The following is a 24,641-nucleotide window of genomic DNA, read 5'->3' on the forward strand; positions in this document are numbered from 1 at the left end:
AAAAAATAAGGGAGCATTTGCTCCCTTATCTTTTTAGTCAAATAAATCTGCTCTTACTTCTTCCAAAGCACGATCTGACTTAAAACGATTACATATCGGGTGAATAATTGCTCCATTTTCTAAAACACCGTAACCACCTTCTGCTTTCGATTCTCGATGATCTACTTCAGTCGATTCAAGGTATAGAGCGCTATCACATACTTCGCAATAGCTCCATGTTTTCCTTTCCTCACGTTGATAAAGATTTCTTTTGGTCGCGAGTGAAAAATTTAGAGGTTTTTTCTTCTTTGTTAGTCTTACTGATTTCACAAAGCTCACAACATCATCCACAATGGTCTCATCATAATCACCACCAAAACGTTCAAGGTAAAAATCATTAAAATTAATATAATCAAATGATTGACTCATCGAAAGAATGACGGTGTTCAAACAAACTTCATCTTCGAAATCTAAATCCATATTGAGTCCAATACAGATAAATGCTTGATAGACGTTTTTCAATCGCTCATGTGATCTGATCCCGCTACCAAACTTACCGACAGTTTCTTTGATCGCCACAGGAATTTTTTCAATTAAACTTTCAACACCACGGCGTGCTCGAGTAAATCCAATAAAATCTATCTTTTTATTCTGTATTTCAAAACAGTCTTCTTGAATTTCACAGACGATAGAGAACCAGGCCAAAAAGGATGTCACTTGAAAACGATTATCTTTATAAAAATATAGTTTTGGGTGTAAGCCCAGACTTGGAATCCGAATACTAATTGCTGGTGTAGCGATACGACACAGCACAACTCTAAGTTTTAGCATTAAATTTTCTACACGCTGACCTTGGTCTATACTCACAGTATTCTGACTAGTATCACCAAACATGATATTCAGGAGTTCATTGACCAAGCCGATTTTTTTACCGTGTGTTAAATCCGGCTCTAAAAGTATTATCTTAAAAAGATGATCATGAATTTGCTCACCCAAAGTAATCACTTCATTTATCCGATCGTAATTCAGTTCAGCCAAGTTGGATTTATTATCGTTTATATAACAACACGCATAAATCACATAAAAAGCATCACTCCCCCTATTCTGTAAATGATATTCTTCATCTGGATCTAATCGCTTCGTATCCGAATTGATTGAACAAAAGGCTTTTCGAGCTTCCTCAGGTGTCCCAATGACTTCAATAAAATTAATTTTGGTTGATTTTAATTTTTGCTGAAACTCAGAATCGTTACATAACTCTTGAAAATCAGCTAATCCACCTAATCGATTACGAATCTGACGAATATCTCGTTTTTGTGGTGCCGTGAATTTTGGGGCTCCTGCTACTTGCTCATCAATAAAGTATCTTTTGATCCAAGCATAGATAATTGAAATCCTGTGCCCACCATCGATGATATAAATATTACCAGCAGCATCTTTCCAATAGCGAACGCATAAATTGACATTACGATCATTCAAACAGTTTAGAATAAACTCCTGAATTTCAGCAGGGCTCCAACACTCTGTGGAGCGTTGATTGTCTGCTTTATATAGTTTTTCTAGGACCTCATGGTTGGCGAAGTCATAAAGTGATATTTCAAAGTTATGGTGCAGATTTGAGTGCGACATTTCGTCAAGCAGCATCATTTTTCTTTGAATAATATTGGTTAAAAGCTTAGTACGAGCCATTTTATTTTCTCTAGGCAATACTTCTCTAGATCTCGTGAGATTACGAAATTAGAAGTAATTAAAATTAAAATCAGTGATAAATGAATTAAAAACTCATCAACTCAGAAGTATCTTTTTGCTAGAGAAAAAACAGATAGAAATAATATAAAGATGCATTTTAAACCTCGTTGATAGATTGTCGTTTGCCAACATCTTTTCCACGAGATGGAGGCAAACCAAATAGGGTGTGGAAATACCGCTCAACGAAACGGCCAGTCAAAGACTGCCCTACCTGGCTTACCATAAAAGCGCCATGTAGACACAAAAGAGCCACTAAAAGCGACTCTTTAGTTCGTTGAGTAACAGGTTTCCACGCCTGGTCACAGATTTTGCTGTAACATCTTTATCTTATGTGCATAAATTCAATTGGTCAAATTTTATGATCAATATTTAATCAATTGATTCAAAAATAATTACCTATATTTTTAGAGGCTTAAGAATACAGATAAGTATCTTATAATTTCTACAATATTTAGTTGCTGTAAACTAATCGCAATGAAACTCTATATATTTAAGCAGCGTGATTTAATAAAGGAAGTAGATTGAAACTGCAAATTTTATCGGATACTCACAATTCTAAATATTCAATATCAGAGCAAGCTGATGTCATTATTCACGCTGGCGATTTTTCTAATCGCTTAAGTGGTGCAATTGAGTTTGCCGAAAAATGTAAATCTCTGAATAAAAAATTTATCTTTGTTTTAGGTAATCATGATTACTACAGCTCTAACTACAGTTCAGTCGTGAATTTCTTGAAAGAAAACTACCCAAAAAATGCACTACTTGATGACAACCATATCAAAATTCAAGATAAAATATTTGTAGGTGGCACGCTGTTTACGAACTTTCGCTCCAATTCTCCACTTATATCTCCTGAGGTGCTTTTACAGTCCCAAAAAGATGCTGAACAATCGATTTATGATTTTGATCAAATCATGATTAGCAATGAAAATAGACCTATAACCGCCGATGACTACATAAAACTATTTAACAAATATCATCAAAATATTTTGCAGTTTAGAGGGCAAGATCATGTGATCGTTATTACGCATTTTCCACCTCATTTAGCTTGTCTTGATCCATATTGGGGTACGCACCCTGTTGCATCAGCCCTCAATCCCTATTTTATTAATGACCTAGATGTAAAAGGGTTTAAGTTATGGATTGCAGGACATACGCATACATCAGTGGATACTGTAGTCGATGGATGTAGATTAGTGATCAATCCTTTGGGTTATCCACCAGAGCAAGGTAAAAATGGGTTTAGAGAAAATTTGATCATCGAAGTTTAAATAGATATTTTTTCTGAAACCTTTTTAAAGCATCAGATAACTCGATTTTAAAATTGTCTGCAATATTAATGATGAAGCATTAGTCCTATCAAAACCTAAAATAAGTGTCGTCACATGTTTTTTGGTACTCAATAGTGCTGTTAGGACTTTTAAGCTTTAGCTCATAGTTAGAATTAGTATAAAATTACATAACACCAATAAAGTTTTATGGCAAAATGAGAAGACCGATCGATTTTAAAAATATTGAACAAAGATCACGCCCAATTATTGAAGTTATACCTATGGCATTTGACAACAGTCAAGCAACACAACGTATTGTACTACATCATTTAAAACGTGTAATTCATCAACATAGAGATGAACTACAAAAGCTTGCCTATAAATAAAGCTCATTATCCACGTTTAAATGTTCATACCTATATTTGGCCACTTTTTCCACTACATCAATTTATTTCAAATTTTCTGTGATACTGATAATGAAATTTATACCACATCCGAACTAGGAGAAACTCATGTCGATTCCTTTAGATCCTGAAAATGATTGGAAGAATAAAATTGCAGATCAAATACTTAAAGATCTACTCGATATCCATAAAATCCAAGGTAATACTATTAAAAAAATGAAAGCAGACCAAAATGGTGTTTTCTATGTAGAAGAGGAAATATCAATTGATGACGTACTCAAGCAATTTTGAACTCTGCTCATTGAAACGATATAAAGCGCTTGAATTTTATATTTAAAAGCTTAACCAAATTGTATCACCTGTAAATGCGTACATAGCTTCAGCAGTTTCTTTCAACACATCTCTATCATCCGTTTCCATTGATAATTCATCACATGCAGGATATCTACTATCGCTTGTAGAAGATAAGCTGGATTGAACAATAGACTCAAACAAGTGGAACCACCTCTCTCTAAACACCAGCCTTACTCTAAAAAGACCCGTGTTCCACAACCGACATCGCTAGAACACACGGAATATAATCCTCAGAATTTAGAACAACCGAAGACAAAGATCTGGCCTTGGATTATTTTTGGAATATTGTGTTTTATTGTAGGTGCCGTCATTTTTTAGCAAGAACAGCATTGTATTTTGATCAAAAAAAATGCCCACATGGATGAATGGGCAAACTAAGGAATTAATATCCTTCAGAAACTCCAGCGCAATTCTCGCTACTTTCAGTAAGCGACTCTGGCTCAATCATGAGGGTCTGACTCAATCGAATCGAGGTAAATCGATCCATCACAATTGGAGCAGAAATTATGCTTGAATACATTCTTGAATGATGCTGAAAAGTCTTTGATTTTTAATTAATAAATAAGAGTATCCATGTCTACCCTCAACTTTACTTATTTTCAGATAGCAACCAATCGAGAGCACTCATTTTTACAATACCATTATAATTCGCTTCAGTCCCTATCGTGTCTAAGGTAAGCAAATACTTGGGATACGAATCAGAAATTTTCTGTAATGGACGTAACTCTCGGCTGAGTGTCTCCTCATTGAGCGTTTCTAATGCCACCTGATAATAAGTTAAATTCTGTAAAGTATCGACAGCAACAAAATCAATTTCATATTCATCAACCCGCCCTACATAGACCGTATAACCTCGTCTGACAAGCTCAAGATAAATTACATTTTCTAAGATATGACCTTGATCAGCATTAGCATCAGGCAACATAATCCGGCGCAATCCGACATCAACTAAATAGTATTTTTCAGAGGATTGTAATAACTCACGCCCGCGTACTTTAAATTGTGCGGCACTATAAAATAACAAACTGTCCTGTAAGCCCTGAATATAGCGTTTTACTGTTTCAAATGAGATTTTAACCCCACTTGAAACAAAGGTATTTTTAATTTTATTGATGGAAATGGGTGAGCCTGTCACGCTTGCCAAATATCTTGCGACACGCTCGAGAGAGTTAATATCGGCCGTATTCAAACGGGGAATAACATCTTTAAACATTACACTGGCATAGACCGCTTGCAAGTAATCATAGGTTTCCTGCTGGCTGGTCATGGCAAGCGTATAGGGGAAACTACTGCGCGTGTACATGGCATACAAATCACGATTGGATAATTGTTGGATGATCGGATTATTTTCAATATGCCACTGTTTAAACTCTTGGAATGACAAGGGTAAAACATGTTGCTCGATATAGCGTCCTGTGAGTAACGTCGCAAGTTCTCCACTTAGAAAGAATGCATTTGAACCTGTAATATATAAATCGATATAATCCCGAACATATAAAGAGTCGACTACTTTCTCAAAATTTGTAACATGTTGTATTTCATCTAAAAAAACATAGTTTTTTTTACTTTTATCAACTTTGGACAATACATAATCATGTAGTTTACGGTAATCGGTGAGTTCTTCAAATTCCATAAATTCGAAGTTGATGGCAATGATGTTTTCGGCTTGTACACCCTGTGCTTTTAGGTCTTGTTGAAACATCGCCAATAAGGTGGATTTTCCAGAGCGACGCACACCTGAAAGTACTTTAATGACATCACGGTTTTGCCATGTATTCAGAAATTTTAAGTAGCCATCACGTCGAATATTAGCGCTTCTCATTGTTTACACTTGAAATCTAAAGTTTTAATTAATTCTATCAAAGTTTAGAACCTAGATGTAAAAATATTCAATTTTAAAAAAAATTTAAAGTTTAAGTGAAACATTCAAAGCTACTGTTGAAGCATGCAAACAGTAGATCTGATCAAAATCCAAATTCTGTCTTTTTGATTATTTTCCATGTCATGTTATTTCATTGATGCTACGAGTTAACTGCTATATAAATTAAGTGAAAAGTAAATGGAACTAAGATGTTAACTAGAGTGGAACTCATTTTTGTTGTGCTGATGGTCTCAGCCTTAATCCTAATTGCTTATGAAATGCTAAAAGGTTTATTTTAGAGCATCTATACAATTTTTGATCAAAAAAAAGCCCACAGAGGGAATCTATGGGCGAAACTAAGGACCTTGACGGTCATTCAGAAACTACAGCTAGTTTCTGGTTGTGATTCTAAAGTGAATTAAAAACAACCACATTGGCTGAATATATCAAAAGTTAAATCATTAATAAATTTTAGAAAATTAATTTACCCCCTCTGCTGCTCAATACAGTAATTCACCAAACAAATCCGCTCTAATCTCTTCCAGACTCAGATCTGATTTCATTCTATTACAGATGGGATGAACCAGCAGACCATTCTCTAGAACACCGTGCCCACCTACGGCTTTGGCAATCCGATGATCCGATTCAGTAGAATCAAGATAGATCAATCCATCACAAATGAGGCAAAAGTTATGATTACCCACCAGAAAATTGTGCTTAAGCAGACTCTTGGTTAATGCCGAAAAGGCCTTTGGCTTTGACCGAGAAATTGGACTAATCGACTCCACATATCCCACCACATTCTTGACTACTGCATCATCATAACCACCCAAAAACCTTTCGACATAGAACTCGTTAAAGTTTATGTACTTGAAGGCCTTAGACATGGACAGAATAAAGGTATTCAGGCATTTCTCATCATCAAAATCAACCTCCATTTCCAAGCTTAAGCAAATAAAGGCTTTATAGACAATTTGTAGCCGATCATAGCCCTTGATACCACTGCCGAACTTGCCGACCGTTTCGGTGGTCGCCACGGGGAAATTGGCGATCAAGAACTCAATACTACGGCGTACCCGGGTGAAGTCCTTGAAACTAATCTTTCGATGATGAATCTGCATGCGGCTTTCATGAATTTCATACACAATTGAAAACCATGCAAGAAAAGAAGTAATCTGAAAACGCTGATCCTTATAAAAATATAAGTATGGATGTAAGCCCAAACTCGGAACCCCAGCATTTTTTACAGGCGTCGCTATTCTGCAAAGAATGGTCAACAGATGCGACATTAGGTTTTCAACGCGCTCCCCCTGATTCAGACTCATAATATTATGAATCTGATCACCCGCAATGATATTCATCAGCTCATTGACCAAGCCAATTTTTTTGCCATGACTCATTTCATTGTCTAATAAAATGGTCGAAAAAAGTAACTGGTGGATCCTCTCCCCTAACTCAATCAACTCATTTAAACGTGTATATTGGAGCTCTTCTAGGTTAGATTTATTGTCATTGATATAACAACAGGCATAGATCGCATAATACGCGTCACTACCGCGATTTCTTAGGTGATATTCCTCATATTTATCTAAACGTTTAGTATCTGAGTTAATAGATTGAAATACCCGTCGCGCATCTTCCGGAGTCCCCAGTACCTGCCTGAAACTGATTTTAATATCTTCTAACTTCGACTTTTTTTCTGCAAATTCAGCATCAGTGCAAATTCTTTGAAAATCAGCGAGATCTCCTAAATAATTGCGGAGGTAACGAATATCTTGTTTTTGTGGATCATTGAAATTAGGTGCCTGAGTGACTTGCTCATCCGCAAAATATCTATTAATCCACGCATAGATACAGGAAAGACGATGTGCTCCATCAATAATGTAAATATTGCCGTGTATATCTTTCCAATACAAGATACACAAATTGATATTTTGATCTTCTGTGCAATCCTCAATAAAGTTTGCAATTTCTTGCACGCTCCAATATTCCGTAGAACGCTGGTTATCCGCCTTAAATAAACATTTGATGATTGGATGCTTTTCAAAATCAGTCAGTGCCACTTCAAAATTGTCACGCTGCATTGAAGGTGACATTTCTTCTGGCAACATGACTTTACGCTGAATAATATTGGTCAATAGTCGTGTAGAACCCATTTCTTATTTTCTCCAGGCAACACTTTCCTACTTTCGCTCAAGTACGAAATTTGAAAATGTATATAGTTCGATTTGGTTAAAGCTGTGAATTAAATGACCGTCAATATCCAGTCAGCGCTAACAAAAGAGACCTAAGAGAAATGGGGGGATTAGATAATAAAATCTTCATGTTTAGTACCTGTAGTTTAGAATTAACTATCTACAACCATCTTTTCCACGAGATGGAGGTAGACCAAACAGGGGTGGAAATACCGCACTACAGAAGACGGCCAGTCATAGACTGCCCTGCCTGGCCTACCATAATGGCAAACTAAGCATAATAAGCACAAAAAACCGCTAAAGCGGTTTTAATGCTTCTGTAGTAATTTTCAGGTTTCCACGCCCGATTACAGATTTTGCTGTAACGTAATTATCATATGGGTATCTTTTTCTTTGGTCAAACCAAATTAGAATTTTTTTCATTTTCTGGTAGTGTTTCAAATTTAATGCTGGCTAATTTTTTAAAAATTTTAACCGAAAAAATCCCTGTATTTTCAATACCCCCAAGGATGCCTATTTATCTAAAAATCTATGCAGCATACTTTTTGAAGCACTACCTACATTTATTTTTTAATTCTATGAAAGGGCCTCAATGAATTAAAATCATGAGAATAATTAAAACAAAAAATCAAATTCGCGGAAACCCAGGCCTTTGCTTGGCAAATCAGATTTTGACAAAGCAAAGGCCTGGGCCCCTTAAATTGAACGATATCTGCTTAGGCTATTCCCATAAGGAAGGGTGTTGTACAGCTTCCAGTAGCAAATCAAATGCAAGGGATAATGTAATGTTTTTATTGCTTTGTTGATCGATAAAATAGACGTGAATCTCACGACTTTTTTGCGTGAGATCCACCGGATAGTTATCGTACTGTAATTGGACATCTTCAGGTAACAACAGCTGCATCCCCTCGATAAAATCCTGCATTTCCCAATCCATTTTTGGCTTTTGCTGGGCATCAAAACGACATTGGAAACAAAACTGGTTTCTTCTGAGTTTGCCATGCTGAATCAATACAGCTAAAGCCGACAGAACTTTCTCCTTTAAAAGATCTTTTAATGCGATAAATAGCTGTAGGCTCTTTGGCTTCAGCTTGGTTTTGATCTGCTTGTCATATAGGTCGCTTAAGTACTTTTTCTCGATCGATGCAGCATTGTCCAAATTCCATCCAAGTTTACTGAATGAAGGTACTTGCCATTTTACAGCAAGCCAAAGCGCACGCTTAATCCAAATATCTAGGTTATCCACTATATGAGGTGCTTGGATCTCTGCATCTTGATATGTGTTGAGATACGTGTAGATGACCTTGTAGGATAATGGCTTCAGCTCGAATTGCATCTTGGGCATCAGATAAGGTTGTACTTTCTGATCAATACCCAACACCGGTTGCTCACGTTCAAAGCACTTTCGGTGTTGGCTGTCGCGATTCAGATCCACCGCTTCAGTTTCTTCACGATCATAATGCCTATTCAGAACAGCAGGATGAACTACACAGGGCGTATTGTAAATTCGATCAATCGCCAGCAGATCCAGGGTATGCAGGTAGTGTGAGGCCGTTTGTTCAATCGAGCTATGCCCCATCCAATCGGCCAGCAAACGCCATTTATGCTGAATCACCGCTTCATGCCTGATAGCCTGTTCACCGAACAGATGCTTGCGCATAGACTTAGCCTGCTGCCAGCTGTAGTCGGTATAGGTCATCACCATTTCTTTCGATCCCAACCAGGCGATTGCCAAATGAGTGGCGGCACTATGGCGGAAACTGTGGAAGGTATAGCCGTGATCTGGCTTGATGACTTCATCGAACAGCAGCCGGGTCATTTTTGAGATATACAGCTCGCTCAGGATTTCTCCACCGATCTCAAAAACCAACTGCTCGTTCGCCTTCTTATTATTCGGCTGCTGAAAACAATGCAGAAGATAGCTTTTCACCGCTTGCAGTTCATCATCCAGTAATACCGCGTTCAAATCGAGTTGACGTTGCGCATTTTGGCTTTTCAGTCGTCGATAGACATTATTTTTCAAGGTGATGCGTATGGCGACCGTTTGATTGCCTGGATCGTCTTTCCACAGCAGTTGAGGACAAATGATTTCACCCAGCGTCAGCCCCCGGATTTCATTGAGTCTACATCCCAAACGATAAGCCAGGATGTACATTAGCAGCAACAGCTGCAAATGGACTTTTTCTTTTTGAGTTGAACAGGCATCAATTTTCTGAATGACTGTTTTTTTTAATTGAATAAACAGCTGTGGGCTGATGAGCTTGGCTTGACAGAACTGGATACGTTGAAAATCACTGTGGTCAAAGCTGCTGACCGCTGGCACATTCTCCGGATATTCTTTCTGGCAAAAAGCATGGAAATCTTTCAGTCGTCCAAAGGCATATTGTGCCCGACCCTGAGTGCGAGTGTCTGTGTATTCACGCTGTGTTTCAGCACGTTCATCGATGCCGTTCAGGATGGAGGCATACAATTGCTCATAGTGTTCTACATTCATCTGTTCAAGGTCATTGTCATACATATAGATATGAAAGAAATAGTCTTTCGCAAAACTGCTCAGATAACGCTTGATACTACTCAATTTTAATTTCTTGCCGTTTTCTTTTTCTTCTTTTCTCAAATAAAAGATCCAGCTCAATAGTCTTAACTGTGCTTCTATCAAATTGCATTCTTTATAATTGTCGCCCGCTAAGGCTGCCTTCTTTACACTCAACTGGGTTTGAATATTGCGCCATTGCTTAAACTGCTGCTGATGGCGTTGTCTTTGGCTTTGCTTATTTTTCCCTGCCGGGGCTCGCTCTTGTTCAAAAAAATCCAACTCAAATGGAAGCTCGTTCAGTTGCTGATGTGCCGTGATAACCACCGGTTTGGCTGTTTCAGTCTCTAACGGGAGGATCCCATATTCTACTTTGACAAGATCATTCGTGGATTTCAAGGTATTGAACCAGGCTACACCTTGGTCTTCTGCCGTTAAAGACACGGTTTTTAGATGATTCTGCAATACTTCACTTAAACACATATCCAGACTCAAGTCTGGATGGATTTCTAGCGCCAAATTGACATGCTGAAAGGGCTTGAGTGCAGTGATCTCAATGAGATCCTGATCCTCGGATCGCAAGATTTTTTTTAATGCCGCAATCTGTTCCGAGACCTTGAGCTGTTTTTTAAGATTCTCGAACACACTCAGAATCGCTTCCAGCACCTTACGCGGATGTTGTGGTTGCAGGTCCTCTGCTTGCTGTTTCAGGATGTGTAAAAAAAGTTGTGCATAAGGATTGAACCAGACATGCCGCCACTGATAAATCTTCTTGTCTTTAATCTCATTGCCGTAATAGCGGTGTGGCATGCAGTAACTGAGAACCAGTGGATTGGTAATTTTTTTATAGTCACTTCGATACAGTGTTGAATACCCAGATAACGGATGGCACATTTTCTCCTTCTCTTTCTCCTCCTCCAGCAGACGATTGCCGATGGCGACCAGCTGAGTGAGATCACTACAGCCTGAACAATAAATCAGACTTAAATACAGATGACCCAAGCACTGTTGTGCTGTTGGCATCTGCAATGTCTCGCTACGCCAATACGCTTTCAGTCCTCTGGCAATATGAAAATGCTGCTGTCCCAACCGTAGTCTGGCTTCAGTGCTGAGAATCTGCCGCGGTGGAGGATCAGAAAACAGCGTCGTAGGACGCAGCTTAATAGGATAAGGCTGGTGTTCCTCATTCTGATACTGTTCTAAACAGGCTAAAAAACTGGCTTCACTGTGTTTGATATACGGTTTGCGCTTGGCACGAGTGGTGAAGTCTTTGTTCCTTAAGAAAGTCTCCAGTCCTTTGGCGAAATTCGCCCAGATTCGGGCAATCTGGTCATCGACCTCCTGCTGGCTGTCCTTCTGTCCTGCAATAGCCTCCTTCATTTGTTGAAAAGTAAAGGCCACTTGCTGAGCAATTTGATGATAAATGGTTGATGGAATCTTAATCAAATAAGCATCTTCCGACGCGCTTTCATAAGTTTCTTTACGCTTAATCAAACAGTCTTCAGCCCATTGTAAATAAGGGGCTCTCAGCGCGACCGTGGCAATCTTTCTTTCCTTTAAAAATGCCTTGATTTCTTCCTGACAATCCACCCAAATTTTCTCAATTTCGCTATCGATTTCAAGCGTATTACCCTGATTTTTTTTAATGACCTCCGACATCTTATTATTAAAATCCGCTTCGACTTGCTGCTTGATATTTTCATATATCAGGGACATGATTTTAATCGGATAAGCCTCTTGCGTTTCGCTCAGGTAGTCTTCCTTCAGCTGAAAAAAATAGGCTTCGCTCTGTTGTAGATAAGGGGCTCGGAGTGTTGCCGTGCTAAGCTTATGGTTCTTCAAAAATTTCTTCAGCGCTGACTGAAAATCTAGCCAGATTTTCTCAAGCCCTTTATCAATATCTGTCGTACTTCTTTTACGCCCTGCAATCGATTGGAGCATCTGCTGAAAAGTCAGTTCAACTTGCTCACAAATATACGTAGCAATCACATCATGCTTTGTCATGTGCTTTATCCTTTTTTGGCATCGGACTGGATAAATGCTCAACCTGCAATATCTTGATCATCTCATCGATGCCTTGACTGACATGGCATATATACTGATACAAGGAGGCTGAGGAATAACGATAAAACAGCTCCTGATCGCGTTGATCATGGCCGTACAAGGCCTGAATCACATTAAACGCCACTCCATGATCCATCAGCATATTCATTGCAAAATGGCGCAGCCAGTTATTGTAAATAGGCGCTGAGGCATAGCGCGACAACGCTTCATTCACCCAAGCTCGGCTAAGAGGCTTGATCCTGATTTTAGGACTGTCCCATGCTTGAGCCGTCACCGGCAGGCTTCCCGGATAGACAATCACCTTGCCAAACAGATCTTCAAGGGTGAAATTTTTCTTGAAGACAAATTTCAGTAAGTCAGCATAGTGAGTGACCACACTGTTTAAGAAATCGAGATAATGCTTAAACGCCTGAGTAAAAAACTTCGCTAACGGAATAAAACGCCCATCCTTACGTGATTGGCTATTCTTTTTATCATTCACATATAGCAGTCTTAAATCCAGATCATAAGCACTACACTCCCCCAACAAATGTTCTTGCGGACGTCGTGTTAAACATAACAGGCTGATATGCCACATCCACAAACTGTAGGCATTGATCCGCTCGATCAAGTGCTGATGCAACTGAATTTTCTCATGACAGACCTTATGCAGCTGCTGGAAGAAATCAGACACAAAATCCGGAGTCAGGGCCAATTGACTCCCCAGCCGGGTGGTATCCGCTTCACTCGAGCTTTCAAACTGCTGCTCGACGATCTTGATCTCGGCTTCCGTGTCCGGTCTGCACAGCGTATTCAGATAAATCCGGTACTTCTCATTCAGCTGCTTCTTTGCAACCCCTCCGTAAAAACTGCCGGGAAGATCATGAGAACTATCTTTGCCCGATAGCACATGTGCAATATATTCATTAAACGTGTGGTGAAAAACATGGAAGTACAACTGTGCCTGTAACTTTTCGACAGTGATTGAACCAAGCTGTTGTCCTGCTATGCATTTTTTCAGATATTGATTGACCTCTTGCACCGTCACAGGCGAAGTACTACAACGTAAATGTAGATATTCAAACCAGCTGCTGGACAAATACAGCTCATGAGATACCATATGATTCAACTGATGTGGCATTAAACTTTCATTTTTTTGCTGAGTAATCGCCAGATACAGTCTCACCTGATATTCCGTCCGCTTGGCGCTCCCCGTTTTCAGCAGCATCCCCTTTTCAATCAGCTGTTCATAGTTCAGGAGTGCAACAGGTGACAAGCCACTGCTCAGGCTGAGTAAGCAGGCGGCAGCCATGGCAGAACTGTCCGGATCTTGGCTATTTAATTCGCCATTTAACAGGTAAAAAAGATGCTGAATTACATCCTGACTCATATAATAAGAGTTGGTCACCAGCGGTTGTAAACGACGCTGTCGATGTCGCAACATATGCGTCGCATATTCATTCACAAATCTAAAAAAACGACCAGTTCCCGGATCTGTGGTTTCGATCTGCCAACCTTGTTCAATCGCATCGATCTCGCCCTCTTCATCTATCACGATCCATGGATCAAACGTGATATCAGCCGGAAAATAAGATAAAGTGATCTTCCCCTGCGACGGGTAGTCCTTTTCAACTTCCTCTTCTTGCGAGGGCCAATCCGGCACAGGTTTCAGCTTTTTAGGTCTTGGTTTTCTCGGTTTCCGTTTTTTAGCTTTTATTCTTTGCAGTATGCGTTTTCTTCGTATTTTCCTGTGTATTTTTCGATACACGATTTTTTTGTCGGCCAGACGTTTAAAAATGATGGTTAGTGCACGCAAGTAGTTGGAAAATTTTTTCTCTTTTAAAGAACAATCCTGAATAAACTCCGTCCAATTCTCATAAATTTCCTTATTGAACTGCACCAGATTCAACATAAAATCTAAATAGCATTGCAGTAATCGTCTGCTGTCTCTTTCCTCACTGCTTTCCTCTTGCTGTTGCAGACCAAGCTCAACCAGCGGTTTACAAATGTAGCGCAACAAATCACAGATTTCTTTTTGCTTGGCGTCAGAAGCCGTTAACGGACAAATCGCCTGATATTGCTTGTAAAACAAATAACTGACCCGCAAGAGCAAATAACCGGTTTCATCCAGCTGTTCAGAGACATACGTAGCAAAATAAGTGAATGCCGCAAATAGATAATCCTTGCCTAGTTGTCGGGCGCTCACAATCGAGGTATAAACTTTAGCTGCATTAAGCTTCAATTTCTCAATTTGGAGTAAATCATCTACAGATAATTCAGAAAATTCTGTGAACGTCACAGTTTGCTGTAGTTGCAAATATAGGATCGCGAAGTTGACCCGCAATTTCTCACTATCGCTTTTGTCTGCTTTATTTAATTTCTCACATTCTTGCGTTTCAGCAGTGAGATGAGATTGCAGATAGTTTTCTAAAGATTGTACTTTTGCCACGTTTCATGACTCACAATTCAATTTTTTCTTCAGGACTAAGATCACACTGACGCTTAATTTTCAGGAGCTCTTTAACTTGTTTTTTAGCCTCCTCGTTGCGCAAGTTAAAAAACGTCATCAAAAAATAGGCACTGAGTTTCCCTGACTGACCAAAAACATCAGCCTGCACTTCTGGATCAATATAAATATCAAGTTCACGGATCAACTGCAGCTGTGGCATATAGTACACATGTGCACGCACGGCACTGTCCGTTTTTAAGATCTCGATAATCTGCTGCCATATCTGCACATAGCATTTTGTAAATTCCTCCTGTTTGTTTTTATTCCTGTCTGGTTTCTGTTTCATCAGACTCCCCACCTTCTTCTTCAACTTAAGTAGCTTTGGTGTTGTGGTCACGAAAGGAAGGACAAACTGATAAAGAAAGAGGGCAGTGTTGCTTGCTGACTGAGCAAAAATCATAATAAATGACCAAAAATTAACACACAAAGTTTTATAACATTTTTTTTATTTACTTTTGAAGATTTTTTAGTCAATAATCACAATAATAATATTATTCAAATACTTATAATTTTAAAATATCTAATATTCTGCAAACTTCCCCACTATATTAGTTACAACCCCTCAATTTTCATAAACAGTTTCAACAAATAATTATTAAATCCAGTCATAAAAAGCAAGTGAAAAAACCGCCTAAGATGTAAATCTTTGAGCTTGTCAAAGTTATCGATATGCTGTTAAAGCAGTTTAAATTGAGCAGAAAATCATGTGCCTCGCCTCAAATTTTGGTAAGCATCCGCTGAACCCCATCGCTATTTTTTAATTCGGTTCAGGTTCCAAGCGGTGTCGCTGCAACTATTTGGGTCACTTTATGTGTCGGCAACCTTTCAGCACATCACTTAAATAGGCATACATAGCCCATTCATCTTTGCTGACTGGATCAGGGTCATGATGTTCGCTGCTCGCTGACTACTGCGTAGCGAACCTACAAACAGCCAGTTCTACCCTCAAGGAGGTATCTACACAAATATTTTTAATTGAGCTATGGTAGGCAGCATGTTTTAAATTTTACGACAACTCGATTAGATGCCCGTCTCGTTAAATGCAAGAACATCAGTATCTAAGTGAATCGAAATTTGTTGCTTCACAGGGCTATAGAATTGATCGTGGCGTACAAAGGTATTTTAACTTTTAAATGTTTGTGCAACAAAGCCATACTTATTACTGAAAAAAACATCTCATAACTTTATAATTACTCGCAAATCTTTCATTATTGTAATATGGCTCTAGACTAGCAGATTTACACTTAGTTTTACCTAATGAGGTCCCACAACCCTGTTGCTAGCTCATTAAGCACCCTCATCCAACGCCATTCTGTTTCTTTAAGATGATAATCAAAATACTCTTTTGATATACCGTTGAACTTTGCTAGCCTTCTTTTCTATGTACACGACAAATTTCACAGAACCCTTATCCTTGATCCTAGCCAAAATAATGGACAGCATGTCCCTCTAAAGATAACGTAACTTCAATCTTTGGAGATCCAAGAAATGGCTAAACGTTTTAGTCCGGAATTTAAACAGCAAGCGATTGATTATGCCCTTTCAAAGTCCCACCAACCTATAGCTGCAATCGCCCAGAAATTAGGTGTGGGTTATTCAACTTTAGACAAATGGATTCGTGAAGCCAATCCAGTGGGTTCAAGCAAACGTCAACTTTCACCATAACAACAGCGGATCTTAGAATTAGAGAAAGAAGTCAAACAGCTCAGGGAAGCCAATGACATCTTAAAAAAAGCGCATGCGTACTTTCTGACAGATCATGCCAAGAAAAGTACACGGTAATTCAAGATCTGGATGTGAATGAAGTCACTGTATCTTCTGCCTGTAAATGCCTGGGTGTCAGCACTTCAGGCTATTATGCCTGGCGAAAACACCAGGCCAAGCCAGCGCAGAAATATAATGATTTAAAAGCCGTATATTGGCAGCATCATGCACGATTGGGTGCACCTTCATTGGTACATGACATGCATGATTTAGGTTACAGCATGAGTGTCAACGGCATTCTAAAATTGACCCCTTTGATCTCGTATTAAATTTCAACCTGAGGCTGAATCCCAATTCTTTTTTTATCCTTCAAACGATAACTCTCACCCGATATCTGTACCACATGACAGTGATGTAATAGCCGATCTAACATCGCAGCGGTCAACGTGACATCATCTGCAAAGGATTTGGACCACTGGCTAAAGGGTAAGTTACTCGTCAATATCGTACTGCCTTTTTCATAACGCTTGGCAATCACATTAAAGAACAGATTCGCTTCTTCACGTCCAAACGGTAAATAACCAATTTCATCGATAATCAGTAACTTTGGTCCCAGTACCGCACGTTGCATATAGGTTTTCAGTTTACCTTGCTGGTAGGCTGTACTTAGTTGCAGCATGAGATCGGCGGCGGTAATGAACTTGATCTTAATGTTGTTCATGATGGCCTTATAGCCTAATGCCATAGATAAGTGCGTTTTTCCTACTCCGCTAGCCCCGAGAAACACCACATTTTCTGCTCTAGTAATAAAGCTCAGATTGAACAGTTCAATCACCTGTGATTTAGGGGCCCCTAGGGCATAATTAAAATCATAGTCTTCCAGGGTTTTGACTTGAGGCAGGCCTGAGAGTTTCATCAGTACCTGCTGACTGCGCTGTTGCCTGGCAGCATATTCATGCGTCAAGATCGCTTCAACAAAGTCGGCATAACTTCCATCTTGACCTAATGTTTGTTGTGCATGATGTGACCATTGTGATGCGATGGCAGGCAGATTGAGCTTTTGGCAAAGTTGCTCTATACGGTCGTATTGCAGATTCATCATGAAACTCCCAGCAACTGGTCATATACCGATAAGGGATGCTGCAAACTCTCGTAGGGCATGACATGCTCTGCTGCTGCAACAGGTACAGTGCAGGAACCTGTATCTGATTGCGGTAATGGCGTAAATTTTTGCTGCTCCTGTTGCAGTCGAACAGCCGGTTTTTCTTGCGTGGTGGCATGAATCCGCTGATTGGCGGTTTCATGCAGCCACCGGCCAATGTGGGCATTGGCGACATCAACATCTAACAGTAAACCCGAAGTCTTCAGGCTTGCTTTCAATGGCACAATAAAGCTTGATTTGAGGTATCCATTAAAGCGTTCAACTTTGCCTTTGGTCTGTGCACGGTAGGGCTTACATACGCGAGGACGAAAGCTGTATTTCTTGGCGCAGTCGAGCAGTTTGGGATTCCATTTATGCTGCCCCTCCTGATAGGCATCCCGTTCAATCATGATCGTTTTAGCGTTATCAAACAGGATTTCTTGAGGTACTCCTGCAAAGAACTGAAATGCATTTTCTAGACCATCGATCCATGCATCGGTACGTTCATGATCATAAAATTTCACGAAAGTCGCTCTGGAATACCCTAATGTTGCGACAAAGGCTTTTAAAGTCGTGTTGTTGCGTCGAATCGTGGTGAAATCCACCTGCATTTGTTGGCCAGGTTGGGTTTCAAAACGAATGATCGGTTCCGGTTTGGCAACTGGTTTTAATGTTGCAAGATATTCCCTCAATATCCTGATCTTTCCTGGATATCCCAACCTTAAAATTTCCTGGTAGAGCACGACAGCAGGAATCCATTCAGGATGAGCTGCATTTACACGTTGGAGTAAATAGGGTTTATATGGGTCAAGGATACTTATTCTAGGCTGTATACGCTGATACTGAGGTGTGGTGTTTTGCCGTAAATATTTACGTACGGTATTTCTGGACACCCCCAGTTGACGACTAATGGCTTTAATAGATTTACCTTGTTGATGAAGTATTTGGATTGTCACTGCTTGCTCCAAAGTTAACATGTTGAGCAGTCCAAAATGACCGCTATATTAACCAAGGGGGTCAGTTTTTAAATGCCATTAGGGGGGCATTTTTACACTGCCGCTAACAAGGCAAATTATTTTGGTTATAAAAGGTCTTTGCTGTGATTAGAAACTCTTGATCGGAACCTTCATGTTGATCAATTTTAGGATGTTCTTTGAACTTAAACCAATACCCGACATGTGCATCACGTACTGTTGAAGTCGCACTAAAGTACTTGGCTTGCGAATTGAAGTATTTGCTTAAATTTTCATTCAGTTTTTCAATTTGTTTGTTGCCAGACTGAGTTGCACCATCTTCACCTTTGAGGTCTTGTATCCATGCAGGACTGATGTGAAAGGCTTGTTCTAAGCCTAAACTTACTACATCTTGATTATCTGAATGCTGATGTTTTGTGAGTACCGAGCCTGCACCTTCTTCTTGTGCTAAAGCATCTGCTTGCCATCTTTGAAGGTGTACCGCAGTTAGTTGTAGAGAACGCAATCCTGTGAATGCTGTGATAATGTCTTGTCATTCTGTAGCACTACTTCGATGAAAACGAATATTGCGACGATCTAATGCTTGAAATTGGGCATTATCATCAATTAAGCGTAGCTTTTGTGGTTTGATCTGTTCAGATGAACTCCATACTTGATGCTGTGCTTCATCAATCAGTGTAGTTACACCTTCAGAAGCTAAAAGTCGTTTAATAAAGTCGTAGTCGGTTTCATTGCTCTGCATGATGAAGGGACGAACATCATAGCTTTTGCTTAATCCGCTTTTATCTAAGGTTAAGCTAGAAGCGAGTAATGGGCTTTTCACTTAAATCCAAAACATCAAACAAATCAGATGCACTTTCAAATCATGGGTCTTGGTATCATTAATAATAAATTCAGTAGGATTTCCATCCGCATCCACAACTAAATGGATTTTAGAACTATTTCCACCAACGTTATTAGAAATAGCTTGGTCTTTCACTCCGGTCGTATGTTGATGCACTCGCATATGAGATGCATCAATAGAAACCTATTCTAGATTTGCATCATTTGATAATAATTTAAAGACTTAGACCATTGATTATGCGCCAGCATTGTTGTAATACATAACAAGAAGGAATGTGGTTTGTCGATTGAATTTTACTTTCTCACTATTTTTTATACAACAAATGTCAACAGCATCTAACTTTTATAAATATATATTATAAAAAAATTGTTTTTAATTAACATTAATTTTATTACTAGGTATCACCAAGATTATACTATCAGACATATTTTAAAGAAAAGAAGTGTAGCAAGTTGCTACACTTCTTGATTTTTCTCTACCAACTCTTTCAATAGATTTTCTAATTTTTCCAAACTAGCATCATCAAAATGAGAAATTTTTAAAGAAACCTTTAATAACTTATCATTAAATTTAATATTTCCAGCAACTTTCCCAGCATATTCAATTTTTTTTACAAGCGATGTTGATGGAGAGTCATTATTATCTTGAACTAGATATTTCGTAGCTTGTGCAACAGCCTTAGTTTGCTCAAGTTGGCCATTCTTTACTTTTGTCCAAACAGTTAACAAGGCTTTTTCAGCACGTTGTTTTATTTCGTCGTGATCTGCAAGAAATTTTTTAAAAGCTGTTGCAGCAGTTCGACCTAATAACTGGGGCTCATTTACCAAATCATTCAAGATGGCTTTAGGCAACTTTTCAAAAGATAAATATTTATACATGTCTTCGCGATTTAAGCCTAAAGACTTCGCTAAACGTTGTTTATTTTTCTTTAAATTTTCATCTAAGCCTACTAGACCAATATAGATTTCGAAGTCTGTTAAATCCTGGCGTTTTAAATTTTCAGCTAGTGTAAGTAGTGAAGCTTCTTCATTATTTGCATCAATAATAATTGCTTCAATGGTCGATTTTTTTAGAATTTCATGCGCACGTAATCGACGTTCACCTGCAATCAGTTCAAATTTTAAATTTTCAAGTTTACGAACAGTGATGGGTTGCAACAAACCAACTTCATCGATCGATTCAGCCAGTTCTTTGATTTCCTGCTCATCAAATTTTCTACGCGGTTGATAAGGACTCCGTGAAATGTCTTCAATGGGGACATTTCGTCTAAATTCCTTTAATTCCTTGATATTATCTTTTTGAGCTAATTGATGCTTTTGAGTATTTTGTTTCAGCTTTTGAGCTAAAAGTTCTTTTGCAGTTGCCATAAAATTCTCAATCAGTTAACTTTAGCTAAAACTTCTTTAGCTAAACTTTCAAAAGCCTTTCGAACCTTTCCACTTTTGTCTAGCTTAAGTAAAGACTGCTGCATAATTGCGGCTTGATTTACTTTTGTACTTTGTGGAATAGTCGTTTCCATAATATAGCCCACTTGCTTAAATGCTTCATCACGAATGAGTTTACAAACATTTTGTCTCTCATCGTGCTTAATAAGTAGTGCACCTAATAATTGTAACTCCGGATTGATTCGCTTTATTTTTTCTAAATGATTAAGTAAGTCTGTAACACCATATAGACCATATTGTGAGCCAGATTCAATCGGGATAATTACATGTGTTGAAGATGCTAAAGCATTACTCGTCAATAGTTTTAAACTTGGAGGGCAGTCAATTAAAATAAAATCATAAAGATCTTTTAATAGTTCTAATTTTGTAGTGAGTTCTTCTGATGGTCTTGGCGCATCTTCTTTTAATTGGTCCTCAGTTTTTCCTAAATTGAGAGAACCATAAATTAGTGAAACATTATCAAAATTAGTATCTTCTTCTAAAGCGTCAGTAAGTAATGAGACATCACCTACTAATAACTCAGCGGTTGTTACTCCAATTTCACTTGGATGTTTTAAACCAATATGCAAGCTAGCATTTGCTTGAGGATCTAAATCGATTACAAGCACTTTTTTTCCTAAGTTTGCTAGCTCAGAGGCTAAATGAACAACTGTTGTTGTTTTACCACAACCACCCTTGTGATTCGCAACAGCAATAATTTTTGCAGACATACTTGTCAAATCATTCTATATTTACAATTACTATTAATATAAATAACTTTGGGCTAAGTTACTACACCTTTTAAATTTAAAACAGTCATTTGTATAACGCTAAAGCAATTTTAAATTTAAAGTTTTATATAGCTAGCTTATTTAATAATTAATAGTAATTAATAATTAAGTTAATTAATAATTAAGTTGATATTTTTTATTTAAAAACAATAGCATATCAACTTTAAGGTGGAGGGTTTGTCACCTTAAAGTGGAAGAGTTGTCCTCTATAAGTGGAAAGATGATCACTTAAAAGTGGAATATCTGTCACTGTAAAGTGGAATATTTGTCACTTAAAAGTGGAGTGTTTGTCACTATGGTGGAATGTTTTTCACTGTTAATTATAAAATATATGTATTATCATTTAAAATATATATAAAACAATTATTTATAATGTTGATAAGTTAGTGAATTTAAGTGCAAGAGTGGAAAAAAAATCACTTACAAAAATAATATTGTGGATAAAGTTGCAAGGCTTTTTTTTACTACACCATTTTTTGATATATTCATTGATCTAAGAGTGGAAAGAATTTCACGCACTCACCCTAGAATGCAGAAATTTTGTTCTTATGACTAAACTCGATATTTTTTTTCAGTGATCTGCGTTTTTAAAGGTGGAAAACTTGTCATATCGAAATAGGTTAATTGATTATTTAAAATCCATTATGGGTATTTATTCATCAATCCGTATTTCTATAAAGAATCAAAAACATCTAAAAGTGGAGTATTTGTCATCTTGGGGTGGAATTTAAAAATATATTTCCACTTTAATTGATTTTTACCTAAATTTGGTGACAAGTATTCCACCTTAGGTTTTTTAGGTGAAAGTGTTGAATCTTTTTCCACTTTTTTATATAACATGCATAATCAAGTTAAGCACACTTAAAATAGTTAATACACTTTATGTCAGAACTAAGCCATAACAAAGAAGAGCTGGATTCAATCCCGTACTGCATAGGTAATATTCGTCACAATGGGGTTGTAAGTACTAGCAATCGTTTGATACGACCTATTGAATTGTCAGCGAATGAATATAAAGCACTTTTATATGCGATGGCTGTTGCCAATTACGGTGAGAAGAATCATATCGATAAAGAGATTAGTGAACAAACATACATTTATCTGTATAAAGATGATTTAGCTGAATTACTGGGATTAAGTAAGCGAAATTCAATTAATGTAGCCATTGATCGAATTTACAAAGAACTTTCATCCCGTGTGGCGCACTTTGTAATTGAAGAACCTGTAGATGATATAAAGAAAAAGACTAAAAGAGTTCACTCGGTTGTCCCTATTATCCGTGAGTTAAGATGGGAAGATGATTCAAAGAATGCACTTCAAATCAGATTTACCAGTGAAGTATTACCTTACTTTACTCAATTAGCTGGTGGTAATTTTACTACATACCAACTAAAACATTTATTTGCTCTAGATTCAGTTGCAAGTATGAGTCTTTATACCTATTTCATAAAAAACGAATTCAAATTTAAGACTCAAGAAATCTACGAAGTTCCATTATTATTAGAGAATCTCAAAGCTCTAATTGATATAAATGAAACTAAATATGACCGTTGGGTCGATTTTCGACGTTATGTATTAGATAAAATTGTAGCTGAAATTAATGAAAACACCGATCTACAGTTAGAATATGAAACAATTAAAAAAGGACGCCCTATTGTAGGCGTAAAATTTAAACTACATCATCGTGGTTTTGAAAAGCCTGTAATTGAAAATAAAAAGGCCGAAAAATTAAAGATCTACTTAGATGTTCCATTTGAAGATAATGCTGAGGTAAAAGATCTAGGTGCAAAATTCGATACCACTGTACGTTCATGGTATATTTTTAATGATGATGCTAATTATTTACAGCTTGAAAAGTGGTTTAAGACTGTAGGTTGCCTCACAGACTCTCAAGCAAACGTTGTTATCAATGATTCATTATTTCAAATGGATTTTGCTGAAGTTGGAATGAGCTTAAGTGACTTTAAGAGAAAAATGAAAAATAAATTGAAAACTGATAGTAAATTTGTGGAAGACATCAAGGATCGTCTAAATGAAATTTTCGGAAAGGATATTATCTAGGAGTGTAGCAACTTGCTACACTTTTATCGGCTATTCTTAGTTCAAGAAACCACTTATAACTTTAATTAGTAAAACAGTTATATTGAACGTTTATTTCAACAGAGATGGATCCGGAAATTTGAACAACTCCTATAATTGATATTCTGCTCCTCAAATGATGTTATAAACATCAATATATGGAGTATTTTATGGCACGTAGACCAAGAAGAAATCATTCAAACGACTTTAAGGCTAAGGTAGCACTTGCTGCGATCAAAGCAGAAAAAACACATGCTGAATTGAGTTCTGAGTTTAATGTTCATCAAAACCAAATTATTGACTGGAAAAATCAATTGATCTCAGCTTCCTCACAAGCTTTCGATCAATCAAAAGCTCCATCAGAACCCCCCATTGATCTTAAAAAGTTACATGTAAAAATCGGTGAGCAGGCATTAGAAATTGATTTTTTAGAAGGTGTGTTGAAGAAACTGGACTGCTTCAACCACAAAAGTTAATCGACCACTCACTTCAGATTTCAGTATCTAAAAAGCTAAGTTATTGAAAGTCTCTCGTGGTTGTTATTATTATCGCCCAAAACCTGTTAGCTCATCAGATCTGAAACTGATGCGATGTATTGATGAATTACATATGCAATATCCTTTTGCAGGCAGTCGTATGATGCGTGATTTGTTGAATCTTCAAGGGCATCATATAGGACGACGTCATACACGTACTTTAATGAAGAAAATGGGTATTCAGGCGTTATATTGCAAACCAAATTTAAGCCAGGCTAATCAAGCTCACCGTAAATATCCATATCTGCTC

General features: G+C 37.9%; 14 protein-coding genes and 7 pseudogenes. 6 read left to right on the plus strand and 15 right to left on the minus strand.

Annotated elements, in window-relative coordinates; translation table 11 throughout:
• Nucleotides 1-33: 33 nt before the first annotated feature.
• The gene (locus FTT98_RS12415; RefSeq protein WP_180177421.1) at nt 34-1,668 is read right to left on the minus strand and encodes an HNH endonuclease; all 1,635 of its coding nucleotides are present in this window, start codon (nt 1,666-1,668) and stop codon (nt 34-36) included.
• Between the two features lie 581 nt (nt 1,669-2,249).
• Between FTT98_RS12415 and FTT98_RS12420 the strand changes: the two genes are divergently transcribed.
• Together FTT98_RS12420 and FTT98_RS12425 are read left to right on the plus strand one after the other, a co-directional pair.
• On the plus strand, nt 2,250-2,999 hold the full coding sequence (locus FTT98_RS12420; RefSeq protein ID WP_180035931.1) for a metallophosphoesterase: 750 nt from the start codon (nt 2,250-2,252) through the stop codon (nt 2,997-2,999).
• A 512-nt stretch (nt 3,000-3,511) separates the two neighbouring features.
• Nucleotides 3,512-3,694 (plus strand): hypothetical protein, encoded by a 183-nt coding sequence (locus FTT98_RS12425; protein ID WP_180035932.1) that lies wholly within the window; start codon nt 3,512-3,514, stop codon nt 3,692-3,694.
• A 42-nt stretch (nt 3,695-3,736) separates the two neighbouring features.
• Here the strand turns inward: FTT98_RS12425 and FTT98_RS12430 are convergent, their stop codons facing one another.
• On the minus strand, nt 3,737-3,898 hold the full coding sequence (locus FTT98_RS12430) for a hypothetical protein (protein WP_180041968.1): 162 nt from the start codon (nt 3,896-3,898) through the stop codon (nt 3,737-3,739).
• Between the two features lie 15 nt (nt 3,899-3,913).
• On the opposite strand from FTT98_RS12430, the pseudogene FTT98_RS12435 reads away from it, so the two are divergent.
• Nucleotides 3,914-4,075: pseudogene (locus FTT98_RS12435) on the plus strand (DUF4236 domain-containing protein); the annotation flags it as partial.
• Between the two features lie 271 nt (nt 4,076-4,346).
• Here FTT98_RS12435 and FTT98_RS12440 read toward each other — a convergent pair.
• From FTT98_RS12440 to FTT98_RS12470, 7 genes and pseudogenes are all read right to left on the minus strand, one after another.
• Nucleotides 4,347-5,579, minus strand: coding sequence for an ATP-binding protein (locus tag FTT98_RS12440; protein ID WP_096911334.1), 1,233 nt, complete (start codon nt 5,577-5,579; stop codon nt 4,347-4,349).
• A 539-nt stretch (nt 5,580-6,118) separates the two neighbouring features.
• A complete protein-coding gene (locus tag FTT98_RS12445) occupies nt 6,119-7,774 on the minus strand; it encodes an HNH endonuclease signature motif containing protein (RefSeq protein ID WP_180041971.1) in 1,656 nt (551 codons plus the stop codon).
• 760 nt (nt 7,775-8,534) lie between these two features.
• Entirely contained in the window at nt 8,535-12,350 is a 3,816-nt protein-coding gene (locus tag FTT98_RS12450) for a site-specific integrase (protein WP_180041973.1), read from the minus strand.
• Nucleotides 12,337-14,838 carry a hypothetical protein gene (locus FTT98_RS12455; RefSeq protein ID WP_180041975.1) on the minus strand — a complete coding sequence of 834 codons (2,502 nt, stop codon included), beginning with the start codon at nt 14,836-14,838 and terminating at the stop codon, nt 12,337-12,339. Before FTT98_RS12455 ends, FTT98_RS12450 begins: the two co-directional genes overlap by 14 nt.
• A 10-nt stretch (nt 14,839-14,848) precedes the next feature.
• Nucleotides 14,849-15,298, minus strand: a complete 450-nt coding sequence (locus tag FTT98_RS12460; protein ID WP_180041977.1) for a hypothetical protein — start codon at nt 15,296-15,298, stop codon at nt 14,849-14,851.
• A gap of 367 nt (nt 15,299-15,665) precedes the next feature.
• Nucleotides 15,666-15,837: pseudogene (locus tag FTT98_RS18130) on the minus strand (transposase domain-containing protein); the annotation flags it as partial.
• 311 nt (nt 15,838-16,148) lie between these two features.
• A pseudogene (locus FTT98_RS12470) lies at nt 16,149-16,277 on the minus strand (IS1595 family transposase); the annotation flags it as partial.
• Between the two features lie 109 nt (nt 16,278-16,386).
• On the opposite strand from FTT98_RS12470, the pseudogene FTT98_RS12475 reads away from it, so the two are divergent.
• Nucleotides 16,387-16,889: pseudogene (locus tag FTT98_RS12475) on the plus strand (transposase); the annotation flags it as partial.
• Between the two features lie 38 nt (nt 16,890-16,927).
• On the opposite strand, the gene istB reads toward FTT98_RS12475, so the two are convergent.
• The 6 genes and pseudogenes from istB to FTT98_RS12505 all read right to left on the minus strand — a co-directional run bounded on the left by istB (nt 16,928) and on the right by FTT98_RS12505 (nt 21,716).
• Nucleotides 16,928-17,701, minus strand: coding sequence for an IS21-like element ISAba8 family helper ATPase IstB (gene istB / locus FTT98_RS12480; RefSeq protein WP_180177423.1), 774 nt, complete (start codon nt 17,699-17,701; stop codon nt 16,928-16,930).
• Nucleotides 17,701-18,720, minus strand: a complete 1,020-nt coding sequence (gene istA / locus FTT98_RS12485; protein ID WP_075315047.1) for an IS21-like element ISAba8 family transposase — start codon at nt 18,718-18,720, stop codon at nt 17,701-17,703. Before istA ends, istB begins: the two co-directional genes overlap by 1 nt.
• Before the next feature lie 88 nt (nt 18,721-18,808).
• A pseudogene (locus FTT98_RS12490) lies at nt 18,809-19,537 on the minus strand (phage late control D family protein); the annotation flags it as partial.
• A gap of 33 nt (nt 19,538-19,570) precedes the next feature.
• Nucleotides 19,571-19,783 (minus strand): annotated as a pseudogene (locus FTT98_RS12495) (IS5/IS1182 family transposase); the annotation flags it as partial.
• 233 nt (nt 19,784-20,016) lie between these two features.
• Nucleotides 20,017-20,928, minus strand: coding sequence for a ParB/RepB/Spo0J family partition protein (locus FTT98_RS12500; RefSeq protein WP_104442427.1), 912 nt, complete (start codon nt 20,926-20,928; stop codon nt 20,017-20,019).
• A gap of 11 nt (nt 20,929-20,939) precedes the next feature.
• On the minus strand, nt 20,940-21,716 hold the full coding sequence (locus FTT98_RS12505; protein WP_130075507.1) for a ParA family protein: 777 nt from the start codon (nt 21,714-21,716) through the stop codon (nt 20,940-20,942).
• Nucleotides 21,717-22,658: 942 nt separating this feature from the next.
• Between FTT98_RS12505 and FTT98_RS12510 the strand changes: the two genes are divergently transcribed.
• Together FTT98_RS12510 and FTT98_RS12515 are read left to right on the plus strand one after the other, a co-directional pair.
• Complete coding sequence (locus FTT98_RS12510) at nt 22,659-23,837, plus strand: replication initiation protein (RefSeq protein WP_104442428.1); 1,179 nt, start codon at nt 22,659-22,661, stop codon at nt 23,835-23,837.
• Between the two features lie 176 nt (nt 23,838-24,013).
• Nucleotides 24,014-24,641: pseudogene (locus tag FTT98_RS12515) on the plus strand (IS3 family transposase); the annotation flags it as partial.

It is taken from the genome of Acinetobacter sp. YH12039, from assembly GCF_013420015.1.
Classification (GTDB): Bacteria; Pseudomonadota; Gammaproteobacteria; order Pseudomonadales; family Moraxellaceae; genus Acinetobacter; species Acinetobacter amyesii.